14 protein-coding genes are annotated in these 19,017 nt (G+C 38.0%); 4 read left to right on the top strand and 10 right to left on the bottom strand.

Translation table 11 applies throughout. The features are described from left to right. Window positions 1–31: 31 nt before the first annotated feature. On the top strand, window positions 32–877 hold the full coding sequence (locus QNI22_RS27340; RefSeq protein ID WP_314515693.1) for a CheR family methyltransferase: 846 nt from the start codon (window positions 32–34) through the stop codon (window positions 875–877). 83 nt (window positions 878–960) lie between these two features. Here the strand turns inward: QNI22_RS27340 and QNI22_RS27335 are convergent, their stop codons facing one another. From QNI22_RS27335 to QNI22_RS27310, 6 genes are all read right to left on the bottom strand, one after another. After that, a complete protein-coding gene (locus tag QNI22_RS27335; protein WP_314515690.1) occupies window positions 961–1,482 on the bottom strand; it encodes a DinB family protein in 522 nt (173 codons plus the stop codon). Between the two features lie 160 nt (window positions 1,483–1,642). Further along, window positions 1,643–2,728 (bottom strand): OpgC domain-containing protein, encoded by a 1,086-nt coding sequence (gene opgC / locus QNI22_RS27330; protein WP_314515688.1) that lies wholly within the window; start codon window positions 2,726–2,728, stop codon window positions 1,643–1,645. 495 nt (window positions 2,729–3,223) lie between these two features. Continuing rightward, window positions 3,224–3,829 carry a DnaJ C-terminal domain-containing protein gene (locus tag QNI22_RS27325; protein WP_314515687.1) on the bottom strand — a complete coding sequence of 202 codons (606 nt, stop codon included), beginning with the start codon at window positions 3,827–3,829 and terminating at the stop codon, window positions 3,224–3,226. 283 nt (window positions 3,830–4,112) lie between these two features. Beyond that, window positions 4,113–4,625, bottom strand: coding sequence for a DUF4843 domain-containing protein (locus tag QNI22_RS27320; protein WP_314515685.1), 513 nt, complete (start codon window positions 4,623–4,625; stop codon window positions 4,113–4,115). A 94-nt stretch (window positions 4,626–4,719) separates the two neighbouring features. Continuing rightward, entirely contained in the window at window positions 4,720–6,132 is a 1,413-nt protein-coding gene (locus QNI22_RS27315; protein ID WP_314515682.1) for a RagB/SusD family nutrient uptake outer membrane protein, read from the bottom strand. A 19-nt stretch (window positions 6,133–6,151) separates the two neighbouring features. Further along, complete coding sequence (locus QNI22_RS27310) at window positions 6,152–9,142, bottom strand: SusC/RagA family TonB-linked outer membrane protein (protein ID WP_314515680.1); 2,991 nt, start codon at window positions 9,140–9,142, stop codon at window positions 6,152–6,154. 439 nt (window positions 9,143–9,581) lie between these two features. Between QNI22_RS27310 and QNI22_RS27305 the strand changes: the two genes are divergently transcribed. Beyond that, window positions 9,582–10,562 carry an MBL fold metallo-hydrolase gene (locus QNI22_RS27305; RefSeq protein ID WP_314515677.1) on the top strand — a complete coding sequence of 327 codons (981 nt, stop codon included), beginning with the start codon at window positions 9,582–9,584 and terminating at the stop codon, window positions 10,560–10,562. A 98-nt stretch (window positions 10,563–10,660) separates the two neighbouring features. Here QNI22_RS27305 and QNI22_RS27300 read toward each other — a convergent pair whose 3' ends face one another. Together QNI22_RS27300 and QNI22_RS27295 are read right to left on the bottom strand one after the other, a co-directional pair. Next, window positions 10,661–11,686: an SDR family NAD(P)-dependent oxidoreductase gene (locus QNI22_RS27300; protein ID WP_314515674.1), complete on the bottom strand. Its 1,026-nt coding sequence runs from the start codon at window positions 11,684–11,686 to the stop codon at window positions 10,661–10,663. Window positions 11,687–11,835: 149 nt separating this feature from the next. Continuing rightward, the gene (locus QNI22_RS27295) at window positions 11,836–12,234 is read right to left on the bottom strand and encodes a winged helix-turn-helix transcriptional regulator (protein ID WP_314515670.1); all 399 of its coding nucleotides are present in this window, start codon (window positions 12,232–12,234) and stop codon (window positions 11,836–11,838) included. 87 nt (window positions 12,235–12,321) lie between these two features. Between QNI22_RS27295 and QNI22_RS27290 the strand changes: the two genes are divergently transcribed. Both QNI22_RS27290 and QNI22_RS27285 read left to right on the top strand, forming a co-directional pair. Then, the gene (locus QNI22_RS27290; RefSeq protein ID WP_314515668.1) at window positions 12,322–13,215 is read left to right on the top strand and encodes an NmrA family NAD(P)-binding protein; all 894 of its coding nucleotides are present in this window, start codon (window positions 12,322–12,324) and stop codon (window positions 13,213–13,215) included. Window positions 13,216–13,357: 142 nt separating this feature from the next. Continuing rightward, window positions 13,358–13,762 (top strand): hypothetical protein, encoded by a 405-nt coding sequence (locus tag QNI22_RS27285; RefSeq protein WP_314515667.1) that lies wholly within the window; start codon window positions 13,358–13,360, stop codon window positions 13,760–13,762. Window positions 13,763–13,855: 93 nt separating this feature from the next. Here QNI22_RS27285 and QNI22_RS27280 read toward each other — a convergent pair whose 3' ends face one another. Both QNI22_RS27280 and QNI22_RS27275 read right to left on the bottom strand, forming a co-directional pair. Next, window positions 13,856–15,436: a RagB/SusD family nutrient uptake outer membrane protein gene (locus tag QNI22_RS27280; RefSeq protein WP_314515665.1), complete on the bottom strand. Its 1,581-nt coding sequence runs from the start codon at window positions 15,434–15,436 to the stop codon at window positions 13,856–13,858. A gap of 21 nt (window positions 15,437–15,457) precedes the next feature. Further along, on the bottom strand, window positions 15,458–18,841 hold the full coding sequence (locus QNI22_RS27275; RefSeq protein WP_314515662.1) for a SusC/RagA family TonB-linked outer membrane protein: 3,384 nt from the start codon (window positions 18,839–18,841) through the stop codon (window positions 15,458–15,460). Between the last annotated feature and the right edge of the window lie 176 nt (window positions 18,842–19,017).

Here is a 19,017-nt window from a genome sequence, read left to right as displayed (position 1 = left end):
AAGCAGCTACATTTTCAAACTCACAACCAGCATGATACTTACCCATACTCTAAAGTTAACCAATGCAGACTTTAACAGATTATCAGCATTTATTTATGAACGTGTTGGTATTAAGTTATCTCCCATAAAAAAAACAATGCTTGAAAGTCGCTTACAGAAAAGATTAAGCACTTTACAAATGGGATCTTTTAAGGAATATTGTGACTATATCTTCAGCGATCAGGGGAAGCAACAAGAATTAGTGCATATGATTGATCAGGTCACAACCAATAAAACAGATTTCTTTCGGGAGCCCAATCATTTTTCGTTCCTCCAATCCCAATTATTACCTTCTATAGACAAGCATTATCGTACATATCCCTTACGGGTATGGAGTGCAGGTTGTTCTAGTGGAGAAGAAGTATATACACTGGCAATGGTATTAAGTGAGTATTCATGTACTCACACGCCTATTTCTTTTCATATTCATGGAACAGATATTTCCACACAGGTATTGCAAAAGGCCGTCACTGCGGTGTATACAGAGGATAAAATTGCACCTATTCCATTATTACTTCGCCAGAAATACCTTCTTAAAAGCAAGGATACAACTAATAGAACTGTGAGGGTTGCTCCATCTTTACGGTCTAAAGTTCAGTTTGATCGCTTGAATTTTATGGAAGATGATTTCAATTCGTTGCCGGTCTTTGATATTATATTTTGCAGGAATGTTATCATCTATTTTGATAAAGCTACCCAGGAACAGGTACTCAATCGTTTGTGTACGCAGTTAAGACCAGGAGGTTTTTTCTTCCTGGGGCACTCTGAATCTATAACAAATATGGATGTCCCATTGAAACAGATCCGCCCTACTATTTTCCAGAAAGTAACAGTATAGTCAAATTGTTCTATTATCTCTCCATACAACATTCTCCAGTCCCTATAGGGTAACCGGAGAATGTTGTATGGAGAATTTTTTACTTAGCTTCTGTCATAAAAAGCCGGAGGAGTTATTCCCAGTGAACGCAGATATACATATCCCTGTCCTCTGTGATGAATTTCATTGTCGATAAAGTAAAGAACACTTGAGTAAAGAGAGTCCTCATATTGTCCAAAAGCTGCCTCTACTTCATGAAAGCGATGTAACGGGATCTGAGGCCATACAGAATCAATTACGGCAGTCACTTTATCCCAAAGAGCCAAAAGTTCTGTTTTGGTTTGAGGCGCAGCACCTGTAAACTCGTCTTCTTCTCCAAATGACTTCCATTCTCCGGTTGCCACACCTTTTACTCCTGGACCAGCAATATGAATCATCTCCATAACCAGTTCAGAGAAAGGGCGCATACCGCCAATAGAATACGTAAATAACTTATCTTCCGGAAATGCTTCTATTACCCGGCGGGTAACCCGGCGATGTCCTTGCCAGTGATTCAATAGCTCTTCAGCTGTAATTACAAGTGTTGACAGATCTGCTTCCTGGGTCTGAATGTTGGTAGTAGCCATAGTCATAAGGGTTTAAATGTTGTCATTTAGTTTACCTTACAAAGAAACTACACCCCAGTGACAACCCTATGTCAGTAGAGTTGTCAAAATTTCAGAGGAGATATTCTACTTATATTTTTTATTTTTCAGGCACGGCTCTACAGGTCCGAAATTTGGCTAGCTATGCCAGTACTGCTACTTTTTGCACATGTTTTTTTCTCTCCCGTACCCATGCCAATAGGTATAAACATACCAGAATAAATCCAACCAATGCTAATAAGGCTATTGAGTTATTATCACTATAATAAGCGACCATAGGTAATAATAAAAATATTAAAACAATATGAAGCGAAAATACCTGTAAAGAATGTTTACCTAGTATTACCAGCCAGGATTGGGCAAATAATCCCCTGTAGGATCGCATTAAAAAATCGATGACAATTACCAATGCCCCAAAATTAATCAGGCGCAAGGGACCTAGGCGATGCTTGTCAATTAAATTCCACCACATATCTTCAGTTTTACCCAGTACATTAAATCTATTCAAAGTTAATACAGTGATGATAGCAATTGCCGGCCATATCATATAGGAAGGGACACGCAATTCATTGCCACTGGCTCTTCTATATGCCAGATATACACCTGCTACAAACAGGATCTGCCAGGCAAAAATATCCATATAACTCAATTCCGCACCAGGCAGATAGCTTGCAAGTAGTTTGGTGGCCTTATAGCTAAGCCCAAGTCCCAACTGGCTCATTCCCCAGATACCTATGCTAACTGCTAATACCCAGCGACTATTCCCTTTGCGGAACTGGTACATCAGAAAAGGAAGAGAAAGTAGCAATAGACAGTATAACGGCAGAATATCTAAAAAATCAGGCTGATAAAGTAAAAACAGGCTTAGGACAAGTGACTGGACAGGGGTTTGAAAAAAACGGGTTAGCACTTCTGTCCAATAGTGATAGTGAATAATAGAGTAATAACCTACAGCACAAACAATAAAAAGTGAGATGAGATGATAAATATAAATGGTTCGCGCCCGCTGAATAGCTCCGACAACAACCTTTCTTAGTCCGGTTCGGGCTAGCCTCTTGTAATAAACCAATCCTGCTACCAAACCAGATAGAAAGACAAAACCTTCAGCTGCAGAGACATATCCCAGAGGCTGATAAGTAAACTCAGTTAGAGGTGTATTAACATGATTAATAGTAATAAGAATGATAAAAAGGCCACGGAGGCCATCCAGCTGGACAATACGGCTCATCTAAATTCAGATTTTATGGTTTGATTATTAGGCTAAGTATGTTAAGTACGAGAGATAAAAAAGACATAGTAGTGACTTTGTTATTCCTATAATCAATTATACATACGGAATAACACCCTGATATGGATTGTATCAGGCATACTATTTTTTTTTACAGAGAGTGACTTGGGGTTTTCGCTGAATGTTATACAAAAAAGAAAGTATAATCCATTTAACTTACGACTTTAAATTTTTCAAACCTTAAAGCTCTGGGTTACAAAATTCTATTAGACCACTTTTTTGTACAATTTTTATAGTAAGCAGATTGCCAAGTACCAAACAGTATACCTGTGGTATAGGCACTCAAAAAATTATTAATCTTTTCTAAAAGTGCGAATGGCAGCAATAGACGGTATAAGCCAGCACATAAATTAATATGTTTAACAAACATTAGTAAACATACTTTTTTTATATTACCTGCATAATCATCAAACAATTATAGTATACATTGATATTTTAATAATAGTGTCCATGAAAATGGGTGTCTGAAGATCTGAAATGCCATTCATTGGAGACCTCAAATAGCCAGGGGAGCTTAAAAGTAATGCTGAATTTAGAACCTGTCAGCGGCATACCAAATCCCACAAAATTTCCGATGATAGTATGCCAGTTACCTTTATAAAATTTGGGTCGTTCTAATATCTTTAGTAAAACATCTCCCGGATATCCACCGTTAAATCTTTCTGCTAATCCCTTCATACGCAATGTCTGTCCATCTCTGGCCGAAACTGGAACTTTTACATCGTACTCTTTATCCAGTAAATGAACTCTTGTGATAGTACTTCTGCTAAGGTTAGCAGTATCAATAGGAAGTTCAATAAGTATATCCCTTTGTAAAGAAGTAAATACATGAGTTTCTCTTTGTAAAATCAGTATTACGTCCTGATCTCCGAAACTCTTATCAATGTTTCCTGCAAAATTTCTCAGCCTTAACTGCTGGCCTATTCTTGCCTTAGGTGGAATGCAAACTTTAAAGGTCTTTGAACCAAAATCAACATACTCAATACTGCCACTAGCGAGTTTGCTCTCATTGATCGGGAAAGGTAGTATGACTTTTTGCATCTTTTATCAGAGTTAAGTTATAACTATTATATAATACTCATAATGAACAGCTTGCAAATAATTTACTTATGTAGCTTTATGTAAATAGTAAAGAATAGTAACCCTACAAATACAAAAATTCTCTATTGAAAAATATTTATAAGAAAAACAAGTGATAAACTATTCAGTTTTGTATAAACCTGATACAATCGATTGTATATAAAAAATGCCTGACTATCAAGCCAGGCATTCTCAAAGTGAATATCAAGAATTTTTACTAACCAATAAATAGACCACACTACAATTATCTTGTAATAGTGTAAGTAAAAATTTTATAATTCTGGCTGGGTCCTATATCTTCATTGCCCATCAAAGTGAAGACAATTCTCTTTGTTTGTGTCTCTCCTTCTGCAATTCCAGATAGTAAACTTAGTTTAATGTATCCAAAGCTACTATTTGCAGGTATAATTACCTTTCCTTTTGTAGTTTCAAAGTTAAAATTTATACCTTCTTCAGCAGTTGTAACTGCATTACTAGAATTAGGTCCATCCACCACATAATTAATTTCTGTCTCAACAGATTTTTGAGGCCCTACAAGTTGGACTAATATACTATCCCGAACCAATCCCTGTTTTACAGTTCTGGAATTAAATGTATTTGCAGTGTTATTTGCAGGCTGAGCGGTCAATCCGAATCTATCATTTTTAAATTCAACTAAAGTAGGATCAGTGTAGTGAAAGTCTTCCTCTTCCATACAGGAGCTCATTAAGATACTGCTTACTGCAAGTAATACTATGGCTATATAGTTAATTTTCATGATTGAGAAATCTAAGTTCGTTTATTTATATTCCATATAGTTCACCTTATTATTTGAATACACACCTATAAGGTGAACCAGCTCTCTTGTTTAATTAATAACCAGGGTTTTGTTTTAGTTTATTATTAAATGTAACCTGACCAGTAGGTATAGGTCCCAAGATGCGATAGTCATCATATGGAACAACTGCAGATAGGCCGGCTTTAGTAATATCACGCCCTTTCCGCTTTAAATCGAACCAGCGATGGCCTTCAAATAAAAGTTCTAGTCTTCTTTCAGTCAAAATTGCATCTACGACACCTTCTTTCGAATCTGAAACAATTAAAGAAGCACCACTTCTTTCTCGTATAGTATTCAGATCTTTTAATGCTAATTCAAGTTGTTCAGTCTCAGCATATGCTTCTGCGCGAATCAGTAGAACCTCCGCATAACGAATCACTGGAATATTATCAGTCCAGGCTCCTCTTGCTCCTGTATATTTCTGTAAGTAGAAGACAGATTCAGAGCCTTTAGTAGCTTCTTTAAATAAAGTTTTTCTATAATCAGCATCCTCATACAGGTTATAGACTTCATCTGTTGGAACTGCATCTCCCCAAGCTCCAACCAAGTTATTATTAGTTAAAGATTGAGGTGAATCATTTGCAGAAAGATTTTCTGTTGCTTGTACATAACTTAACTCAAACATTGATTCAGGATTAGGTGCAGTTTGAAATGCATTGGCAAAACCTGTACCTGGAACTAATGAAGCAATAGGAGAAGCTAATGCATCGGTAGCATACTGGATTGCACTGGTATACTTTTCCCAATACAAATATACTCGTGCTAACAATGCTTGTGCAGCTGTTTTATTTGCGCGATATCTGGAAGTTGTTGATGTAACTGCAGGAAAAAGATCAATCGCATCCTTCAAATCTTTTTCTATTTGCAAATAGACCTCTTCTACAGTTGAACGAGCTCTTAAATCAGAATCTGTAATCGTAAGAGTTGGAGTCAATCTAATTATAACACCATTATTCCATCCATTAACAACTTTAGTTGGCTCATATGCATATATTCTTGCTAGGTCAAAATAAAGAAGACCTCTTAAGAAGAGAGATTCAGCTTTTAGTTGAGCCTTATCAGTTGCAGAAGCAGATATATTATCTATATTAGTTATGATAGAATTGGCTTCATTGATAGCAGCATAACTATTGATCCATCTGTTCATATGAGAACCTGGTGAATTTTGCCGCTCTCCCACATACCGGTTGGAATTAGAGTTTGTAAGTCGCATATTATCTGCCATAATTTCAGGCTGTAACATTTGATCTCTTCCATAGTATGCAGAAGGCTGTAGCCGATCATAAACAGAATTTAATAATGATCTGGCACCCTCTATATCATTGAGAGCAAGAGAAGAACTAATAGATTGTTTAGGCTCTGTATCTAACGAATCTCCACAAGAGGTAGAGAATAATATTAGCCCTATTAGAAAAATAACGAATATATTTTGTTTATGAATAAGCATATCAGTAAGTAATTTTGAATTAAAATTCAACTTGTAAGCCTGCAGTATATTGGCGAGGTTGAGGATATCTTCCCAATTCTGTTGTGACTAATTCAGGGTCTAGACCTTTATATTTTGTCCAGGTCACCAGGTTTAAACCTTGCACAAATAGCCGAACTTTACTCAACCTGACTTTCGAAATTAACCCAACCGGAAAATCATAACTTACAGTAAGTTGTTTTAAACGAATGTAAGAAGCATCTTCGATATGTTTACTGGAGAAAATACCAGCATAGTTAGCACTGCCTGGTTCTGTTCCACCTTCATAAGGACGAGGTACACTGGTAATATCTCCAGGGCTTTGCCATCTCTCTAATTGAGAACTTATGTTGTTCCAACCACCACTGGCAGAGTTTTCCAGAAAGAATCCGTTATTATTCAATGCCTTATTACCAAACTGACCTTGGAAGAATATTTCTAATGTGATGCCTTTATAGGAAAATGTATTGGACAAACCACCAAATGATTTAGGAATGGGACTTCCTTGTATTCTAGAATCACGAGCTACAGGATTATATGTAATATTCCCTAATGTATCCAACCACATAGCACGTCCATCGGCAGGGTTAACACCTGCATAAGTTGGTAACCAGTTAATAAGAACAGGTTGCCCTACCCAATAGGAAGTACCAATATTTTTTAACCCATCATTTAATTCAACAATTTTATTTCGCTGAAAGCTGATATTAAAATCAGTAGCCCATTTGAAACCATTGTAATTTATATTAACAGTTCCAATCTGAATTTCAAGGCCATCATTCTGAACTACACCAACATTTTGCATAATAGATTCAAATCCACTATCTCCTGGAAGTTGCTTTTGCAGTAAAAGCTTTTCATTACGTTTTCTGTAAACGTCAAAAGAGCCATAAACACGTCCATTGAAGAAAGAATAATCCAGGCCAAGATCTACAGTTTTTGCTTCTTCCCAAGTTAGATCATCGTTTCCAAGTTGGCTTGGACGAATCCCTGGAGAACTCAAATATTGGCCACCCAATCCATAAAGAGCTCTTGATGCAAAGTTATCGATCTGAGAATTACCACTTGTTCCATAACTAGCCCTAATTTTTAAATCATCTATAAATGTGACATCTTTTAAGAACTCTTCACCTGACAGTCTCCAGCCAGCAGATCCGGCATAGAATAATCCCCATCTTTTATTCTTACCAAATTTGGAAGATCCATCATATCTTACAGTAGCGGTAAATAAGTATTTGTCTTTGTAATCATACTTAGCCTGTCCAAAGAAGCTCCCAATCTTCCATGTGGTATAAGTAGCTGTTGCTGAAGTTGGAGTAGCTGCTGCTGCCAATGTAGTAAATAACCCGTTTGCAGGAAATTGATTACCAGCGGCTGTGAAGCTTTCTCTGATTTCTTGTCTGAATTCTGCACCAACAACACCGCTTACATTATGAACATCTTTAAATGTGTGTGCCCAGTTTAACGTTTGGTTTGTATTCCAGTTTAATGTGCTACGGTTTGTATTACTTCCGGAACCATTGGTAGACGAGAAATTTGGAGATAAAGGACTACGGAAGTTTTCATCATTATTAACAGCATAATCTATACCATAGAAAGACCGGAAATTTAAACCTGGTAATATCTGATAAACTGCAGCAAAACTACTTACAGTTTGCTTTGTCTTCGTTAAACGAGTTTCGTACAAGGCATTTTGCACTGGATTATAACTGAATGTGCCGGTTGGTCTACGCAAAGTACCATCTTCATTATAGATTGGCTGGTTAGGAAGAATAAGTGCAGCAGCAAAAAATGGGCTATTAATAAATGCACCATCTGCAATAGCACCATTCTGAACAGTAGAGGCCAAGTTTATTTTTGCTTCAAACGATAGTTTATCATTAGCTTTATGCTCTAAGTTAAGTCTGAACGTTCCCCGTTTAAAATCAGACTTTATGATTTGTCCTTCCTGAAAGTTATAGGATCCGGATACATAAAACCGTGTTTTATCGTTACCTCCTTTTGCAGATAAATCGTATGAGCGTATACGTGCAGTTCTGTAAACGGCATCCTGCCAATCAGTGTTCTGTACTGTCGCAGGGTCCCCATAGGCAGCAATAGCGTCTGTTCTTGCCTTTGCTACATCAGTCCCTGTCCTGACCGCCCGATTAACGTATGATTCGATTTTCAATGTCGCAAATTCAGATGCTGTTAAAACATCATAAACTCCAATCGGTTCAACCTTACCATGTTGGGCCGATAAAGAAAATATAGTCTTTCCTTCTTTTCCCTTCTTTGTTGTGATAACTACAACACCATTTGCAGCCTGAGCACCATAAATAGAACTCGCAGCTGCATCTTTCAGCACTTCTATTGACTCTATATCATTAGGATTGATTGAGGCCAGCACATTGGTAGACGCCTGGGAACCTAGAGATCCATCAGCAACCTGTACACCATCAACAATGTACAATGGACTTGTACCTGCATTAATTGAACCAATACCTCGTATACGAACATTGATGGCACCTCCAGGTGCACCACTTGCTGCTGTTATCTGTACACCTGCAGCTCTCCCCTGCAATGCCCGATCAAAAGTTTGCATAGGCAAGTTCTCAATTGTACTTCCTTTTACAGTTGAGACTGATCCAGTCAAATCTTTTGCTTTCTGAGCAACCCCATACCCAGTAACCACTACTTCACTCAATGCCTTTGCATCGGAAGTCATTGTAACATCAATTACACTTTGACTACCTACCACAACTTCCTTTGTATTCATCCCTACAAAGCTGAAAATCAAAACAGAATTCTCAGGAACACTGATACTATACCGTCCTTCTACATTGGTGGTAGTTCCAATAGTTGTGCCTTTTACTAACACATTTAAGCCTGGAAGAGCACTTCCGTCATCAGCAATAACTTTGCCAGTTACTGCTCTTGTCTGAGCCATCAAAGTAGTATTTATACCGAGAATAAGCATCAAACAAGTAAAAAAGAGTACATTTTTCTGCATACTGCTTGTGTTTTACTTTTTGAATTAGGTTTAATTAATTTGTGATTTGCAATGATAATAAATTTGAGTTATACCTCAAATACCGATAAAAATTTTGAATAAAAATATTTTAACAGTTTTTTATACGGTCAATTGCTTTTTTACAGAAAATATAGGAATATTTACATTGTAACAATTTCTATGTTTTCTTTTACAATACTTACAAGAAGCTCTACTAAGTACTATAAATACATAATAGTCAGACTGTAAAGGTTAGAAATATATAGTATCTCTATGATGCTCTTGTAATAAGGTAGTATAGTTGTTTGTAAAAATTCTTTGTGTGTGAAAGTTGTCATTTCTCTATTCTGGGCATATTTTTTTAGCTGCTTACAAATCTTTCTGTGGCTTTACTAACTATATAGCCGCAGTATGTTATAAACAAAACACATTCAGATGTATGGAAACAAACACTCTAGTTAAACCGCCACAATGGGGAACCCTCAAACCTGTGGCACCAGGAGTTGTAGGAATACCTATTCTTATTGTTAATGCCTATATGATTGGCACCAAAGACAATTGGGTACTAGTTGACGCAGGTTTGCCGGGAAATGCTAAACGCATAAAAAAAGCAGCAGAGACATGTTTTGGGGAAGGAGCACATCCCAAAGCTATTGTATTAACACATGGACATTTTGACCATATAGGGTCATTGGAGACATTAGTAAAAGAATGGGATGTGCCTGTATATGCTCACTCTCTTGAGTTACCCTATCTGACAGGAAAGGCTAGTTATCCTCCTCCTGATCCTACAGTAGGAGGAGGTCTCATGACTGAAATAGCCCGATTATTTCCGACCAAGCCCATTGATCTGAAAGATCGTGTCCGATTGATCCCATCGAATGGAGAACTAGAAGAATTACCAGGATGGCGTATTATCCATACACCAGGACATGCACCAGGACACATTTCTCTTTTCAGAGAATCAGATCGGGTTTTGATCGCTGGAGATGCTTTTGTAACAACCAACCAAGAATCGTTTTGGGCTGCAACAGTTACTAAAAAACAAGAAATTCACAGACCACCTGCTTATTTCACCCAAGATTGGGAGGCAGCCAGACGTTCCGTAGAAACACTGGCAAGTTTAGAGCCCAATGTTGTTGCTACAGGACACGGATTACCTATGCAAGGTCCGTTTATGCTAAAGGCATTACATCAACTGGCTGAAAATTTTTCACAGGAGGCACTTCCGGCTAAAGGTCGGTATGTACAGGAACCTGCCCGCTTTAGTGAACAAGGTGTAGATTTTGTACCTCCTCCTGTTGCAGATCCGCTGCCTAAAGTATTAGGCATGATTGGTGGGGCAATTCTGGCAGGTATTGCTACCTATGCATGGGTGCATCATACAAGAAACCGCCGGGGTATAAAATCAATTTTGTAAAGAAGGTATCTATAGATAAGGCCACTAATAATAATACAAAGCCTCAGAATTTATAGAAAATTCTGAGGCTTTGTATTATTATTCAGGAACTGAGATACTTAAAGTTCATTATTCTGCACGGCTGCCTGATCACTTGGTCGAGACAAAACAGTCTGCGATGCAGCACTTTCGCTTTCATACCCTTTGCGCCCCAGACTATGTTGGCCTTCAGGAGAAGCAGCTGGAAGAAATCTATTCATCAAAGCAAAAAAGTCAGCAGATAACTCAGGGAATAATTCGTCCAAAACAGATATCAGTTTAGCTGGTAACGTAATGACAAGTTCTGCACGTCCAGTTTTTAAAGCAGATACAATTTGTAATGCGGCATTTTCCGCACTAGCTGTCAGAAGTGGCAAAGATGCACTTGTCTTAAACCATGCATATTCCTTCTGATGTTGTCCCTTTACGGTAACATTTCTTGGACTACCTGTACGCATCAGTCCTGGATATACAGTTGTTACAATAATCCCTTCACGTAATAATTCTGCCCGTAAAGTTTTAGAGAAGCCTGCCAATGCAAACTTACTGGCAGAATAAGGTGCCAGATGCGGAACCCCTACTTTGCCTCCTATTGAGGAAATATTTACAATGCGTCCTCTACCTGTTTGCCTCATATAGGGTAATGCAGAATATACTGTATAGATAGAAGCATACAAATGTGTACGGATAGCTTCCTCATAATCCGTATTTGCCTGATTGTCTAATGGCCCTACTTCTATAATTCCAGCATTATTAATCAATACATCTATTTGTCCAAAATGATCATAAACCTGCTCCATCATTTCTTCTACGTCTCTTTGTTTGGTAATATCACAACGCAGAGCAAGCACATCTATACCATAGTCTTTCAATTCTTCTTCTGCATCTTTCAGTTGCTCTATATTTCGAGAGCAAATAGCTAGTTTTGCTTTCTGAGAAGCTAGTTCTCTGGCAATAGATAAACCCAGGCCACGAGTTCCGCCTGTAATCACAATTACTTTGCCTTCAACATTGAAAGACCGACGCATCCGAATCCATGATTTTGCGGCCCACAAGATGCCTGCACCTATTGCCAGCTTAAGTAAAGAAGATTTCTGAAGCTCCATTATTGATAAAAAATAAGATGATAGAAGTTATCTACTAATTGTCATGAACTTTTTATTCAAAAATTCATGCCTCATTTATTCGTCATAAATACCTGTATAGCAATTAAATAAGATTAAATTCTGAATAACTTCTCTTTTTCTTCAAAAGGTTAAGCGGCAGGAAAGTCCTCCAGCTTTCGGGAAAAAGTATCCGCATTTTCTTTGCTGTCATCCACTGCCCAGATTGCCATTGCATATAAAACAGGTCGCAATGCTATACCAGAATCAGTAAGGCTATAGGTAACCTGAGGAGGAACAACAGGTTTAGATTCTCGATGTATAAGATTATCAGCCTCTAGTTGCTTCAAATGCTGGATCAGCACTTTTTCTGTGATAGCAGGAATACCTTTTCTTAATTCGCTATATCTTTTACTACCTGTAAGAAGTTGAAATAGAATAATAGGTTTCCAATATCCTCCTATTTTTTCCATCACATAGGTTATAGGACATTCTGCGTAAGCAATCTTCTTATTTTCCTGGATAGTTGAAGCTTCTTTCACTTTTGTCATGGATACATACTTTAGGGTAAGTACTTGTAGAAAAGTAAGTGCAAAAATACTTTTGCTGGTATACAATCCAACAAATACTATAAAAACATGAAGATCATTATTACAGGGTCATTAGGCAATGTAAGCCGCAGACTCACAGAACAATTAATCCAAAAAGGACATATAGTTACTGTCATAAGCCATGATTCATCCCGAGTTAAAGCTATTAAAGAAATTGGTGCTACTGCAGCCATTGGTTTAATAGAAGATGCTGATTTCCTCATTCAAACATTTTCGGGAGCAGATGCAGTATATACAATGGTTCCTCCTAATTATCATACTCATGATTATCAAAAATTTGTAACAGAAATTGGTGAGACCTATGCTCAGACGATTCGCTTAGCCGAAGTTTCTTATGTAGTAAACCTGAGCAGTATTGGAGCACATAATCCAGATAGCAATGGCCCATCCGGAACGTTCTTTTATGAAGAAGAACAACTGAATCAGCTGTCATCAACCAATGTGTTGCATCTACGTGCAGGGATGTTTTATACCAACTTTTATGGAAATATAGATATGATAAAACATATGCATATCATTGGAAATAATTTTGATGGAACCTTATCGTTAGCGATGACTCATCCATATGATATTGCCGATGTCGCAACAGAAGCACTGGACAAACTTTCTTTTACAGGAAAAGAGGTCCAATATGTTGTAAGTGATGAAAAGAGAGGAACAGAAATAGCAGAAGCTCTAGGGGAAGCAATTAATAAGCCTGATCTGCAATGGATTGTGTTCCCAGATGAAAAACTGCAGGAAGCAATGACACAGAACGGATTCTCCAGCCATATGGCATCCAAATTTGCAGAACTTGGGGTTTCTATACGGGAAGGACGTTTGTTTTCACATTATCATACTAACAAACCTCTTGTGTTTGGCAAACGAAAATTTACAGACTTTGCGAAAGAATTTGCTATTGTTTACAAGCAGAGTATGTAACTCTGATAGTTGATTTGAGAATAGCGTTTCTAAAAAACTAGTATTGGGGAATATTCCGTAAGAACCTGCTTATTGTATATCATAAATCTATTTTCCAATATTGGAAATCCTGATAATATATATCTTGTAAAATATAGACTGAATGAAAATCACAATACTGAAGAATGCCCTTATTATAGCTATTCTCTCATTTTCTATTTCATGTAAGCAGAAACAATCATCTCAACCAATCAGACATAAAGATTTGTTAGGATTTAAGTCTGAATACATTGCAGAGTATTTGGATGATAAATATCAAAGAAATAAAATCGAGCAAAAGCTTAACGTATTAAAAGTTCGTTATATAGAAGATATTATCTATGTATCTACTTATGCAGAAGCTAATGGGTGCGGTGGACACTTTGGTAATATGAAGATTAGAAATAATACTATTGTACTTACCTATGATTTTAGCAGTGACACTACATGTACTTCGATGGTTATTGATAAGTTAACATACCTGATTAACAATCCTGGAAAAAAGAAACGAAAAATAAAATTTGAATAAATTATCAGAGTTCAATACAGCAAAGACAATAAAAAAACTGGCATTAAGTAATGCCAGCTTTTTTATGAGAATCAACACAATTATTATGTTTTGTTAATAACCTGGATTCTGTTCCCCTAGATTTTTGTTTCGTTGTCTTTCCAATTCAGATATAGGAAAAAGAAGATGTTTTTCTTCAAAAGTTTTGCCCCATGTATTGGTATGGCCTATCAAATCTACAAATGTAATTTCTCCATTTCCGTTCTGCGTTGTTTCAGGGTATTTACGCGTACGTATCATATCAAACCACAATTTGAACTCAAACACCAGTTCACGATAGCGTTCTTTCCATACTTCTTCCACAAAGTTATTTGCGGATAGACCTTGTAATCCGCTTTTAATTGTTACGGCATTGGATTTCCAGTAAGCTCTGCTTCTAACCTGAGTAAGATACTCTGCAGCTTCTGCTGTTACACCTTCTGATTTCGCAATAGCCTCAGCTGCAATTAAAAGCACATCTGCATATCCATACATTTCAATATCTTTTCCAGAACTAGCTGTCTCAAACAATGCCTGATCATCATGCCAGAAATAAGGAGTAGGAGGAAATGTTTTGGTCTCACCATTTATGACAATAGATGAATGGTAATATTGCTTCTCCTGCGCTCTGAGGTCATTAGCGGCATCATATCCCCACAAAAACTGACTCCTGGGCGCATATGCACCATTGGTAATGGCATACTTAACAGTTGATGGTTTAGAAGTAGTATAGCTCCATACAGGATAGATCGTTTCAGCGATGCCCACGGCATACTCATGAAAAAATACATATTCAGTAGCAGATGCATCACTCTTACGCAGTTTGTTATAAGCGCTATTCTCCATTACTACACTACCACCTGACATTTCATGTTGTTCCAAACTATATGTACCACTTTCAATAACGCTTTTAGCCATTGCAGCTGCATCTGCATATCGGTTAGCTTGCAAAGGAAATCCACTCATATTCAGATATACATCTGCAAGCAACGTAGCAGCAGCTCCTTTTGTAACACGTTTGCCATTTGTAACCATTGACGTCTCTGCAAGTCCTGCCTCGTTTACTGCAAATTTGAGATCTTCTTCAATCAAAGCATATACATCTGCTACAGAAGCCCGGCTTACATACAGATTTTCCAGAGATTCATAAGGTTCTGTTACCAAAGGAACTCCACCAAACATCCGAACCAGGTAGAAATAAGCATAAGCCCGGAAAAATCTGGCTTCTCCCAACAATTTCTTTGCTTCGGCTTCGGCTAAACCAGGAGTAGTAGGAATATATTTAATCGCGTTATTGGCTCTTGAGATACCAGAATATAAATCATCCCAGATGCCACCCAAATAACTGGAAAGGTTATTTCCGTTCAGGGTTAATTGTTGGGTATGCTGTACATGTATTTCCTGGCCTTTGTATTCATTGTCAAAAAAACCTGACATATAGTTCCCTATCATCGCTTCTGCACCACCATAATGAGAACCATCAAACAATTGAGGAGCTCCATTCCGGTAAAGAGAGTTTACTGCATTATAAGCATGGCTTGGCTCTTTAAAGTTTTGTTGTGAACTTAGTTCATCAAGGGGCCTTTCTTCCAGAAAGCTATCACAGGAGAATGAAAGAAAAGCAGTTAATGCAATTACTATATGTATTTTTTTCATATTGATGTCCGTTTAGGTGGATTAGAATTTCACATTTACACCCAGTGTAAATGTCCGCGGCTTAGGATATTGGAAGAATACCATATTCTGTCCCCACTGTTGATCACTCCATGAGGTCGCCTCTGGATCATATCCCTGAAAATCTTTGGAATGAAATACAAAAGCATTCTGCACACTTGCATAGATACGCAATGTTTTCAGGTGTAAACGTGTAAGCATGTCACTGCTGAAATTGTAGCCAGCAGTAATGGCATTTACCCGCAAATAAGAACCGTCTGCAATCCAATGACTATCAATCTCACTGTTTTGACCAGCATAAGCCTGGTTACGGATTTCCTGTACCATTGTGTTTTGACGCTCAGGAGTCCATCCTTTTGTCAGAATAGAGCGTAGGCCATTGGCAATACCTGAACGGTCCTCTGTAGAGTGATAGAATTGCTGAAGGATATCTACACCATATACAAATTGCAGATTAACTGACAAGTCAAAATTGCCGTAGGTAAAGTTGTTGATAAAGCTGCCAGTCCAATCAGGTAGACCTTTGCCTAAGATCTTTTTATTTACAGAGCGTTTAGCTTCACCAGGTAAGTAACCACGTTGAGCAGCTTCATCTGCTTCAGCAGTACTCCATGTACCTAATCTCTCATATCCCCAGAAAGAACTCAAAGATTCTCCTACACGCAAAATAGTCTGGCTACCAGAAACCCAGTAAGGCCCGGATTCTATATCTTCATTATTTTCACCCAGTTTTTCAATCCGGTTTTTATTGTAGTTAAAGTTTAATGAACTCTGCCATGAAAACTTACCACCTCTTACGATTGCACCAGTTAACAACACTTCAAAACCTCTATTGGATACAGAACCGATATTATCACGTACAGTTTGGAAACCAGTGGTATGAGGAACTGGCCTGTCCAACAACAGATCAGTAGTCAACTTGTGGTAATAGTCTAATTCAACAGACAACCGACTCTTGAACATAGATAAGTTTACTCCCACATCAAAGGTACGAGTACGTTCCCATTTTAGATTAGGATTTGCCAAACGTGTTACATAACTATCAGAAGCACGATTTCCATTGATAAGTACAGTACCAGAGGCAACAGTTGCCAGTGAACCGTACGAAGGAATCTCTGTATTACCAGTCACCCCAATGCTGGAACGCAACTTTAACTCATCAATAGCAGAAAGACCTTGCAGAAAAGGTTCATTTGATAGCACCCAACCCACACCCAGTGATGGGAAGAAACCATATTTATTATTGGCACCAAATCGGGAAGAACCATCCACACGACCTGTTAGGGTAACCAGATATTTATCTGCATAAGTATAACCCGCACGAACAAAATACGAGTTCATAGACCATTTATCAAAGTCGGAGTTAGGAGCACCTGGCTTGCTGGCAGCCTGAATACGGTTGTATTTAAAGAAATTATCAGAGAAGCCTTCCGCTTGTATTGAGTTTTGCTGATAAGTGCGTTCTTGCCAGCTCAAACCTAGCATAGCATTAACTCTGTGTACTTCTGCCAATGTTTTGTTGTATGTAAGATATGTCTCTTCTTGCCAGTAGTTTACCTGCTGACTTTCCAGATAGGCCCTACCTAGTGGCGAAGAAATATTCAACAGGTCGGTAGGATAATACTCCTGGAAATTGCGGTTGTGTTTATCAAATCCAAACTGGGTACGCAGATCTAATCCTGGCAAAATGTGGAAGGTCGTAAACAGGTTACCAAATAACTGTGTACGTTTTCTTCCTCTTTCCTGTGTTTCAAGTACATGCACAGGATTTGCCATGCCTTCCAGACGATAATCATCTGTCACCATTGAGCTATTGCTCCACGTTCCATCAGGGAATTTTACTGGGAAAATTGGAGGCATTTCAATCATCGTACGGCGTGGCATCTGATGTCCACCACCTTCTTCTGCCTCATTTTCGACGGTATAGTTTGCTAAGACGTTCATTCCAATGGATAACCACTTTTTAGGATTTGCATCAAACGCAATTTTTCCATTTAAGCGGTTTAGCCAGCTGTTCAGCATAATCCCTTCCATGCGGGAATAATTTAAAAATGCGCCGAAAGAAGAGTTTTGTCCTCCCTGTTGAATAGAAATCTGGTGATTGTAGGATACTGCTGTACGAGTAGCTTCTTTTTGCCAGTCTGTATCATACAATGGATTACCACTAGCATCAAACAGACGTGGATCATTTGCTGTAAAAGTTGCTGTTTGTCCCGGACGATATTTGGATGTATGCTCCATTCCAGTCTTTACTACTTCCATCCATTCTTTCGCATTCAGCAAATCCATTTTTTTACGTAGTTGTCCTATGCTGATATATCCATCATATCCTACACTAATTCCTTCTTTTTTAGTTCCCCGCTTGGTTGTAACCAGAATAACGCCATTGGCACCTCTTGCACCATAAATAGCAGCAGAAGAAGCATCTTTCAATACATCAATACTTTCAATATCATTAGGATTCAAAAATCGTATATCCTCCATTACTACGCCATCCACTACATACAAAGGACTCAATGTAGAGTTGATAGATCCAGCACCACGAATTACTACTCTTGGGCTACCAGTAGGAGATCCGGAATTAAGAAAGATATTTACTCCAGCTACTTTTCCCTGTAAACCCTGTAATGCATTATTAACAGGAGCTTTTAGTAATTCTTCTCCACTGACATTGGCAACTGCACCTGTTACATCAATTTTTTTCTGCGTACCATATCCTACTACTACTACTTCATTCAAGGCTTTGATATCTGGGACCAACGTTATATTTACGGACGTACGATTACCAATAGCAATCTCTTCAGTTGCATATCCGATAAATGAAAAAACCAGTGTGCCATTTCCATCCGGAGCAGACAGCGTATAATTTCCATCTTTGTCTGTGGATGTACCTACAGTAGTTCCTTTTATACTTACACTTACACCGGGTATACCTGCATTGTTTTCATCTGTAACTTTTCCTGATACTACATGAGCAGCTTCAGCAAGCATATCGTTCGACTGCTCAATCAGTGATGATCCTGAAGGCTGTTTGTGCAATATGATACGTTTGTCATTGATGGCTTCATAATATACCTGTAATGGTAACAGGATTTTGTTTAACAACGTGGATAGTTGTTCGTCTGTGACTGACAGTGTAATACGTTCACGGCTGGCAAATACATTTGTCTGATACGAGAATCGCACATTTGCCTGCTTCTCAATTCTGGCAAGTACGCTTTCAACAGTCTGATTTTCTACATGAATAGAAACTTTCTGTTCAAGCACCGATTGAGCTTTGCTATCTGTTGCAGAAGCTATGCTGGCAAAACATATGGCAATAAGTAGTTGTATTACTGTGATGCGCATAATTATCCACAGTAAGGATGGATGTAAAGAAAAATGCATACATTTGTGCGTTTTGTTGAACTGATTAGGATTAGTTAGGGCAAAACCATCCTTTCTGGTTTTGGCGAACCGGTTAGAAAGGATAGAATTTTTGGAGCTGATGAGTCTCGACCCTCATCGGCTCTTGTCATTCTGTATTAAGGTGGTAGTTGTTTCATAATGTAAGTGGCTTTTAA

It is taken from the genome of Xanthocytophaga agilis (assembly GCF_030068605.1).
In the GTDB taxonomy this organism is placed as follows: Bacteria; Bacteroidota; Bacteroidia; order Cytophagales; family 172606-1; genus Xanthocytophaga; species Xanthocytophaga agilis.
The sequence above is the reverse complement of the archived record's forward strand: the minus strand, read 5'-3'. Positions and strand labels throughout refer to the sequence as shown.